The sequence below is a fragment of the Collinsella sp. BIOML-A6 genome (assembly GCF_009875845.1).
Taxonomy (GTDB): Bacteria; Actinomycetota; Coriobacteriia; order Coriobacteriales; family Coriobacteriaceae; genus Collinsella; species Collinsella aerofaciens_H.
On the sequence record NZ_WWSL01000044.1, the window covers coordinates 1 to 9,663 of the forward strand.

At 52.2% G+C, this 9,663-nt stretch carries 7 protein-coding genes; 2 read left to right on the forward strand and 5 right to left on the reverse strand.

Going from position 1 to position 9,663, the window contains the following annotated elements; genetic code table 11:
• Positions 1-116 precede the first annotated feature (116 nt).
• Both GT495_RS10315 and GT495_RS10320 read left to right on the forward strand, forming a co-directional pair.
• Positions 117-1,124, forward strand: a complete 1,008-nt coding sequence (locus GT495_RS10315) for a DUF5692 family protein (protein WP_161162572.1) — start codon at positions 117-119, stop codon at positions 1,122-1,124.
• Between the two features lie 237 nt (positions 1,125-1,361).
• Positions 1,362-2,864: a hypothetical protein gene (locus GT495_RS10320; RefSeq protein ID WP_161162573.1), complete on the forward strand. Its 1,503-nt coding sequence runs from the start codon at positions 1,362-1,364 to the stop codon at positions 2,862-2,864.
• Positions 2,865-2,937: 73 nt separating this feature from the next.
• On the opposite strand, the gene GT495_RS10325 is transcribed toward GT495_RS10320, so the two are convergent.
• The 5 genes from GT495_RS10325 to GT495_RS10345 all read right to left on the reverse strand — a co-directional run bounded on the left by GT495_RS10325 (position 2,938) and on the right by GT495_RS10345 (position 9,586).
• Complete coding sequence (locus tag GT495_RS10325; RefSeq protein WP_161162574.1) at positions 2,938-4,290, reverse strand: ATP-binding protein; 1,353 nt, start codon at positions 4,288-4,290, stop codon at positions 2,938-2,940.
• A 317-nt stretch (positions 4,291-4,607) separates the two neighbouring features.
• Complete coding sequence (locus tag GT495_RS10330; protein ID WP_161162575.1) at positions 4,608-5,618, reverse strand: LacI family DNA-binding transcriptional regulator; 1,011 nt, start codon at positions 5,616-5,618, stop codon at positions 4,608-4,610.
• Between the two features lie 170 nt (positions 5,619-5,788).
• Positions 5,789-8,092: a glycoside hydrolase N-terminal domain-containing protein gene (locus tag GT495_RS10335; protein ID WP_161162576.1), complete on the reverse strand. Its 2,304-nt coding sequence runs from the start codon at positions 8,090-8,092 to the stop codon at positions 5,789-5,791.
• 73 nt (positions 8,093-8,165) lie between these two features.
• A complete protein-coding gene (locus GT495_RS10340; RefSeq protein WP_370457657.1) occupies positions 8,166-8,984 on the reverse strand; it encodes a PTS system mannose/fructose/sorbose family transporter subunit IID in 819 nt (272 codons plus the stop codon).
• Positions 8,981-9,586 (reverse strand): PTS mannose/fructose/sorbose/N-acetylgalactosamine transporter subunit IIC, encoded by a 606-nt coding sequence (locus tag GT495_RS10345; protein ID WP_370457658.1) that lies wholly within the window; start codon positions 9,584-9,586, stop codon positions 8,981-8,983. The genes GT495_RS10340 and GT495_RS10345 overlap by 4 nt, the downstream gene beginning before the upstream one ends.
• Positions 9,587-9,663: the final 77 nt, after the last annotated feature.

Consider the following 9,663-nt stretch of genomic DNA (forward strand, 5'->3'; position numbering starts at 1 on the left):
GGGGCCGCGGGGGCGTTCGGCTAACTGCGGGAACGGCCTATTTGCTCAATGTGTTCGGCTGAGATCGGAAATCAACCATCGGAAGAGGGGCCGCGGGCGTGTGAAAGGAGAGCAGCATGCTGTTCGATGTTTGGGGTAGCAATACCCTTATCCACTGGGTCGGCTGGGCCATGGTCTTTATCGGCCTGATCGTGCTCAACGAGGTCGGCCGCCGCACCAAGCTCGGCGCGGCCATCATCTTTGGCGTGGCTCCGCTGGCCATGACCATCTACTGCGTCGCCATCGCCATCGGCGTTTCGCAGGGTGCCGAGTGGGCGCTCACCAACCCCACCCATGTGTACCAGAACAGCTGGTTCCACTACGCCAAGGTATACGCGGCGCTTGCCGGTTGCTGGGGCTTCATTGCCATTAAGTACCAGTGGGGCAAGATCGGCAAGGCGCACTGGTTCCGCGCGTGGCCGTTTGTGATCGTGGCCATCAACATCATGATCGCCGTCGTGTCCGACTTTGAGAGCGCCTATCACTTCTTTGTCCTAGGCCAGTCCACCTGGGTCACCTCCGAAGGTGCTACGCAGCTGGCCGGCTGGAACAACGTGTTCAACGGCATCGCCGGTATCATCAACATCTTCTGCATGACCGGTTGGTGGAGCGTCTACGCCTCCGAGGACAAGACTGACATGCTGTGGCCCGACATGACCTGGGTCTACATCATCGCCTACGACATCTGGAACTTCTGCTACACCTACAACTGCCTGCCCACCCACTCCTGGTTCTGCGGCTTTGCGCTGCTGCTGGCGCCCACCGTCGCCGCCTTTATCTGGAACAAGGGCGGCTGGATCCAGAACCGCGCCTTTACGCTAGCTATTTGGTGCATGTTTGCCCAGGTGTTCCCCTACTTCCAGGAGGAGTCCATCTTTGTGACCCACTCCACGCTCGATGCAGGTGCCGCCACCGCGGTCTCGGTCGTCGCGCTGATCGCCAACATCGCCGCGATCATCTACGTCGCCTACCGCGCCAAGAAGCTCGGCCGCAATCCCTACAAGCAGGATGTCTTTGAGGGCACCAACGATTGGGAGAAGGCCACCGCCCGCCGCGCCAAAGTGGATTACGCTCACGCCGAGTAACGTGTTTATTCCGTCCACATTTGGATGTAGGCAAACTTAGCCGATGCCGCAATCGCGCGTCATGCGCAGCCCCGGAAAGCGATTCTCCCGCTTTCCGGGGCTTTTTGTTGTTGCGCGCGTTCGAGCACATATTCAAAACCTCTCGCACGGATAAAATCAGATTTCCAACCGCCTGACGGCCCTATATGACGCCAATTTTGGGTACATTGTTGTCCCGATATCGAGCTTGGGGGATATATGAAAGATGAGACGATAGGCCAAGAGGATGCGGCCCAAGATGCAGAAGCGTGTGCCGAGGCCCTGGAGAGCCTAGACCAGATCGCGCTGGCCGAGATTGCGTTTGACGATTCGAGCATTGATGCGCAGGATGAGCCGGAAATCGAGGCGCAGCCCGATGATCAGGATGCAAAAGACGATGGCGCCGCGCCCACCGAAGACGAGACGGGGCACGAGGAATCCGAATGCGAGGCAGACGACCAGCCCGAATCCGACACGAGCGAGGAAACCATCTTGCTCGACAGCTTGCCGGCCGAAGATTCGCTGACCCGCGAGCTCCCCGGCTTAGGCTCTGCGCCTGTCGTAGACGAGACCATCGCCATGGGTGATATTCCCCTACCGTCCGTTCCTTCGGCACGCGAAGCCGAGGTTCGTCATCGTAAGATACCGCCCAAGCGCCGCAACCTGATGGTTGCCGGCGTTGTGGCCGTCGCGCTCGTTGCCGGCGGCGCAGGCTATGCTGCCTGGAACGGATATCAGCAAGAGCAGGCTGCCGCTGCCGCGGCCAGTGCGCACACGATGATGTCGGTGCAGATTGGCGTGCATGCCGCGGGCCTCGACTGCTCAACCGGCTCCAAGATTCCCGTACAGGTGAGCGGGCAGGATTCCGACGGTTCTTCCGTGAGCGAAACGCTCTACGTTGACGAGCACGGTCGTGGCATTAAGCTGCTGCCCGGCGATTACACGCTCTCCATTGCTGGATCCCCCATCGCGGAAGACGGCACCATCTACACTGTCCCGACCACCAAGGCGCAGGTCACCATTAAGAGCGATGGACAGGATTTGAGTGCCCAGGCCACCTTTAAGCTCAAGGTGCCTTCGGCCGACACGGTGACTGACGACCAGATCGATGCCGCCGCCAAGTATGCCGAGGAAGGCGGCGCGAGCTCTGCCGCCGCGGCAAAGATACTCCAGCAGGCGGCAATTACGCGCCGCGATGCCGCCGCCAACGCCGTAAGCGCAAGCGAGGCACAGGCATCCCGTGATGCTGACGCTCGCCACAAGGCAACCGACCTCTACCAGCTCGATATTCCCGTCGAGTGGTACGGCAAGGTTGCGACCTGGCAAAACGGCAGCACGCTGTGCGTTTATCTGGACGGCAACACCAACACACCGCTCGTGACGCTCGTCGCGGTGCGCGACGGCGAGACCTTTACCCCCGACGACGGCGATACGGTTTTGGGCACAGTCAGCCTGGGCAACGGCTACACCGTCTATGCGAGCGGTCCTGTCTATCCGTATGTGGTCCCTCAAACCATCAACGGGCGCACGCAGAACCCCGTGTCGACCTACCCCATGGATACGGCGATTGAGCTTGTCGAGCTCACGACCGGCAACCGCTACACATACAACCAGATCAAAAACGACCTGGTCGGTAAAGACGGCAAGGCAGACGCCGCGACCAAACTCGAGACCGACTACCTCGCCCAGATTCTCCTGCCGAGTATCAAGGCCCAGGACTAGCCGGGCGCATCATGGTGCTCCCCAACCGTAATGAAGGGGCCAGGAGGTCCTGGCCCCACAGATCCGTAGATGATTAGGCGAGGAGCCACTTCCATGCGGGCACAACGTGTACCACACCGTGCTCGCATGGAATATCGGCCTGCTCATCCATGGTAACGATTGCCGACTCGCCAAGATCGAACTGGGCCATCGAGGCATCAAGCGCGGCAATTTCGCGCTCGCGCGTTTTCTCACTTGCCATATCCACACTCACCTGAATCAGGCTATAAGCCCGCATGAGAAGTGCGTCCCCAGCCACAAAGTCCACCTCATGGCTTTTGCTCTTCTCTTTGATCAGCAGGCGGCAGACCGATCCGATCCTCACCGCGGGAGTCCTTCTTCTTAGCGCGTTGAACACTGCGGTCTCGAGTCTCTGGCCTTGGTCCAATGCCGATGCGGGAGAGAACGCTCCGAACATCGCAGGATCGACAGCGTAGACCTTAGACGCAGACCGCGTATTATTTGCCAGTGAACGTGTGAACTCCGGCACCGAAAACAACAGGTAGGCATCCTCGTAATACTCAAGTAAGTCGCTGAGCGAATTACGGCTGACGGGTATCTGTCTGCTCTTGAACTCGTTGTACACCTTGTTCACCGACAGCTCTCGTCCCGAAGATGCCATACACCGCGTTAGGAACAGCGAGGCCAGGCGAGGGTTCTTGACGTCGTAACGCTCAACGACGTCCATAGCGACCGTTCGCGAAGCAAATTCCTGTAGCAGTTGAATCGCGTCTGCGGGCGCCTGCTCAAGCGTCGCGATGAATCCCCCTCGTTCAAGATATCCGATCAGATGATGTCGAAGCAGCGCTGCATCGCTTGGGGAAAAGGTCGCATCTGGCTCGAAAACGCTCCCCGTCTTATATCGGACGTATTCCGAAAAACTCAATGGAAAAAGCTCTCTTACAAGAGAACGGCCCCTGAACTCACTCTTAAGTTCTGAGGACAGCATCTTAGAAGAAGATCCCGTCACGTAAACGGTCGCTTTTTCCGTATCGACTACACGCCGCAGAAACGCACCCCATTCGGGAACTTCCTGGATCTCGTCAAAGAAAAGGAAGGCGCCTTCGCCTCGAGCAGCAGGATATAGCGCATGGAATGTATCGAGCACATCCGCGAGCAGCGATGGCTCATACGGACGCAAGCGCTCATCCTCAAAATTAAAGTAAAGCATCCGGTCAAGCTCGATGCCTTGATCCTGGAGCCGCCGCATCTCCTGGTACAGGCGATACGTCTTTCCACAACGACGGGTTCCTACAATCACATGTACGATGTTGTCGCGCTTTGGCTCCTGCGGGTTTCCCAGATCAAGGTCTCGCTCAAAGACCTGCGGAACTCCCTGTTGCTCAAAGTCCTTTATTTTCTGGGCCACCAGGTCGTTGAATGCCATGGTTCTCCGATCTTGCTCTCTAGCTAATCAAGATTATACCAATTCTTGATTAGTAAAAGAGCAAGATTGTGTGTAGCTTGATTAATGGGGATATGAAGTGACAAATCTTTTTATTTACAAATAAGCGAAGCCCCTGGCCGGAAAATATAGAGTTCCCGATTGATGAGCCACAATGACTAAGGTGCAGGAATTCATCGCTATATTTCTCCGGCGCTAACACGCCTGCAAATTCTTCCCACGTTGACAACGTAGGAACGTAAGCGATGCACTTTGCTGAATACCAATCATTCTTGTCTTATAGAAATCTCAGGAAAACATTAGCGAGGCAAGATTGCTGATGGTTTACGAACTGATTCAGTCATCAAAACATTGCATTTAAGGACATGCACACCGTAGTCGTCGGTATTGCCGTCCAAACGGTGGCAAACCATGCGCATAATCAAATCAACTATTTCGTTCATCGGCTGACAAATTACCGTCAAAGGAGGATAGAGGACATCACTAAAATCGTAATCATCAAAACTGGCAAACCCCATATCTACCCCAGGGCGTACTTCCAGTTCATTCATGGCCTTCAAAGCACCTAACGCCATATAATAATTACTGGCGAATATTGCGCTCACAGCGCCATAGTTCATCAACTTTCGAGCGGCGGCATATCCACCAGTTTTCGTAGAATTGCAGGTTACTATATCTTCATCATGTATAGTTAAGCCAGCCTCAATATATGCTCGACGCCAGCCACTCAATCGCTCCCTGCCAACATAAGTTTCTTGAGATGAAGCAATAATCCCTATTCTGTTATGGCCAAATTTGATCATTTCAGAAATAACGCGGCAAGAGCTTTCTGAATTGTCCACTACAATCGAGTCTATTTTGTCACTTGGGATGGGGTTGTCCACAACAATTACTGGACAATCAAAGTTAGTTAAATTCCTAAGCTTTGCGTCTTCTACTTCTGATAAAAAGATAACGATTGCATCAACTTGACGGCTCTGCAAGAAATCTATTTTCTGTTGAAGAACATCGGTATCGTTGTGGAAATCAATAAATAAAGCCGAGTAACCTATGCGCTCCAACTTAGTTTCTAGACGACCGATACTCGAACCAACAAATACGTTGCCCGCGTTAGCCATAAGAACACCGATCGTATAGCTTTCATTCTTAGCAAGAGAGCGAGCCACGATGCTCGGGCGGTAGCCGAGCCTATTGACAACATCAGCAATAGCTTTTGCGTTAGCATCTCTAACTGTAACCCCATTAAGGTAACGAGAGACAGTACCAACCGAAACGCCGGCGAGTTGCGCGATCTCCCGAATATTTGCCAATTTAATTCACCTATAGAGATACTAGATTCATTCTTCCTATATTATTATCCATATATCTTTGGCAGGTTCAAATATCAATAGGAAGATCCTGAGGCGCGCCCGATTAAGCTTTAGTGCCAGCGGGGCCATCAAGGAAATGACGACCCCGCTATTCGATTCATTCTGGTCAACTACCAAGTATGTTCCCAGTAACCATTCTCATTCAGCTTAACGTCAAGCTTTTGCATCTCTGCAAACGGAGAAATTGTTGCAGGAACCTCTACAGTAATCGTCGAGCGCGGCGCACCCTCAAGCTCCAAATGAGTAATCGTACCCTCACGCCACACCGCACTTACCGCAAAGCCTCCACGTGCACGCAGCCTCGAGAATGAGCCGCTGTGCAACGCTTGCGGTAGGGCGGGCAACACTCGAAGTCCATCCGATTGACTTTGTAGCAGCATCTCGCATAAGCCGCTGGTCAACCCAAAGTTACCATCGATTTGAAACGGTGGGTGGTCACAAAACATATTAGGCAGAGTGCAATTTGCGAGCATGCCCATTAGCTCAGAATAACAGGCTTCAGCTTGCTGCAAGCGCGCGTTAAAATGCACCAGCCATGCAGCACTCCATCCAGTTCTAGTGCTGGCATGAAGTCCTGCGCCCTTCCAGTCGTCGATTGCACCGTCACGGTTTTTCTTGTCCAGATAATCATTATTTGCCGTACGGCGCTCAATGGTGCGCAGCGCCGCGCGCGCAAGTTCTGGGGTCTTTTCGATATCAATTTCATGGCCCGGATGTAAAGCAAACAGGGGAGAGATGTGTCGGTGGCCAATCTCCACTTCCTCATAGTCTTCCAGCCATTCTTGAATTTGGCCATGCTTGCCTATTTTGATAGGAGGTAGTTTTTCTAGAACACTGCTCACACGCTCGGAAAAATCATTATTATCGCCCAGTTCCTTGGCAATATCGAGACAACATTCACAGAAAAACCTTAATATCTCACCGTCAATTGTGGGGGCAATACAGACGTTGCCCACAGTTCCATCCATCATCTTAAATTGATTTTCGGGCGACACCGAAGGACCGGTAACTAGATTGCCTTTATATTCGAAAAGATAGTCCTCATAAAAGAGGAAGGCTTCTTTGAACGACTCGTAATGGTCGACCAGCAACTGTCTATCTCCAGTATACCGCCACTGCTCCCAAATATGTGTAAGCAACCATGGAACAGTCAGTGGCCAAACGGCAGCCCCAATTGCATGGGATTGTGGCGCGGTATCTCCGAAAGCATCGGTATTATGGTGACATGTAAAGCCGCGTGCACCGTACATTTTCCGCGCAGTCACTCTACCCTGCTCTCTCATTCGCTCAATCATGTCAAACAAAGGAAGCTGAGCTTCGGGCAAATTACATGGGCCACACAGCCAATAATTCATCTCGGTATTGATGTTTATTGTATATTTTGAGCCCCAAATAGGATCAATCTCGTCGCACCATATTCCTTGCAGGTTTGCTGGAAGTCCTCCAGGCTGGCTAGAAGAAATAAGCAGATACCGTCCAAAATCAAAGGCGAGCTTGAGTAAGCCAATATCTTCCCCACTCGCCGCCAACCGGCGTATCCTCTCGTCCGTGGGGATATCGTCGAAAGAAGGGCCGGTATGTTCGAAATTAAGTGACACACGCTCGAACTGATCCTGATAACGTTCGACATGATGCGAGAACTGCTTATCATACGAATTAGCATTATATTCGCGAAGACGCTGCTCGCATTTTTCGTCGCCAGCATAGTCCCAATAATCCGTAGCTGACAAGAGGACCATATCAACTGCGCTGGCATGGCGAATAACAATAGTTTCACCCAATATATCTACATCGCCATCGCTAGAAAGCACACGGCAGCCAACCTGAAACCCTACGCCTGCCGCACCTCCTGCATGCGCACACATAATAATGCCGTTCTCGATTTGACGAACCCCATCGTTGAATCTCTTTTTTCGCCCCAAAGTGCAATTCAGCTTCAGCGCACCAGGTTCAGAGGCGGTAAAGCGAATCATCATCGCATTTGACGAAAAGCTACAAAAATACTCTCTGCGGTACCGTACACCATCAGATTCAAACTCAACTGCAGCTACGGCTTTGTCAATATCAAGAGAACGTCGGTATAATTTAGCGTCACCCACGTATTCTTGCTCAATGAACAACTCGCCCATAGTCTCATAATGACTCTGGTCTCGCGGCGTAGCAAACATGGTAAGTCGAACGAGTTCCTCAGCGCTTGCTACGTCTCCGTTAACTAGAAGCTCCCTGATTTTAGCGAGATGTTCGCGAGAATCGGGATTGTTTCGATCGGTCTTGCCCCTATACCAGATCGTCTCATCATTCAAGCAAATCTTCTCATGTTTGGTATCTCCAAAAATCATGCCCGCAATATGACCATTTCCGATTGGAAGCGCCTCATTCCACGCTCCCGCAGGCTTTGAATACCACAGCTCCATGCCGACCTCCCCTTAAAAAGAAGGTGCGCAACGCATGAAGCGCACGCACCCAGATAACCTTACAAATTGGTAGTTAAGCAGTAACCAGAACTCCACACATAGTCAAAAGAACGGCGGCGATCAGTGTTGCAACGATGAGCATGACGGGGCTCTTACCCTTACGGACCAACTTGCACATCAGCAAAGTAATCAGCATGGGGACAACACCGGGAAGCAAGCTCGTGAGAATCTTCTGCAAACTAACAGTCAAATCACCTTGAGTGAAGGAGATGCCAAATGTTACAGAAAACATAGTGGGTATAAGGCCGCCAACCAGCACGAGACCCAGAGCCGTTGCCATACTTGTGATCTTGTCGAGCGTGCCGCGAGCCTGGCTTTCCTGGATAAATTTAGAGCCGCTCGTGTAACCGAACTTCAAACCAAAATATTTCAACGGAACATTAATCACGTTGATAAGCAGCAAAGCGAGGAGCACGCCAATGATGCTGCCCTGTGCTGAATAAGAAGCACCGACACTGAAACAAATCGGTACGAGGGTCAGCCAAATCAGAGAATCTCCAATGCCGGCAAGCGGTCCCATCAAACCAACCTTGATACCGGAAATAGCACTACCAGCCCTATTGCCCTCTTGTTCTTCCATCGCCGCAGCAACGCCCCCAATGAAAGGAGCTGCAGTCTGATGGGTGTTGAAAAACTCTAGATGACGCTTCATTGCCTGCGACATCTCAGCAGGATCCTTGTCACCGTAAATTCGCTTAAGCGCCGGAACCATCATATACAGAAAACCAAGATTTTGCATGCGTTCGTAGTTCCAAGATGCGCCGTACATCAGGGCACGACCGAACATGCTATTCACATCACGCTTGGTGATGGCATTCTTTTTCTCGCTCACAGGTCATACTCCTCTTCCACATCCGAATCCTCAGAGATCCCATCAGCTGCCTTAGCAGCAGATGCGTCATTGCCACACATCATGATGACAATGTAAGAAACCGCTACGCCAACAAATGTAATCGCAATCGTGGACATACCGCCAAACGCCGCGCAGATAAAACCGACGAGGAGAAAAACCCAATTGTCTTTCTTAAGCATCAAATTGAGAAGCATGCCAAAACCAATGGCTGGCAACAAACCGCCAGCAACATTCAAACCAGTCATTACCACATCAGGAATCATGTCGAATGCAGCTTGGACATACTCTCCGCCAACGAGAACTGCAAGGAAAATTGGGATAACCTTGAAAAGAACGATTATTCCCAAAGAAGCATATTGATAAAAACTGATCTTGCTAATATCGCCCTTCTCGGCGGCCGCATCAGCTTTTTTGACAAAGTAGATGTCAGCGGTCTTCGCAAGAACATCGAGCTGTTGGGTTATCACCGCGACCGGGACTGCGATAGCAATGCCGGCAGTTGCCCCCTTGCCTGAAAGAATGCCAAGTGCAGTACCTATAATTGCACCTGAAATGGTGTCAGGCGGAGTATATCCACCAATGGTTGATTTCCGATCTCAGCCGAACACATTGAGCAAATAGGCCGTTCCCGCAGTTAGCCGAACGCCCCCGCGGCCCC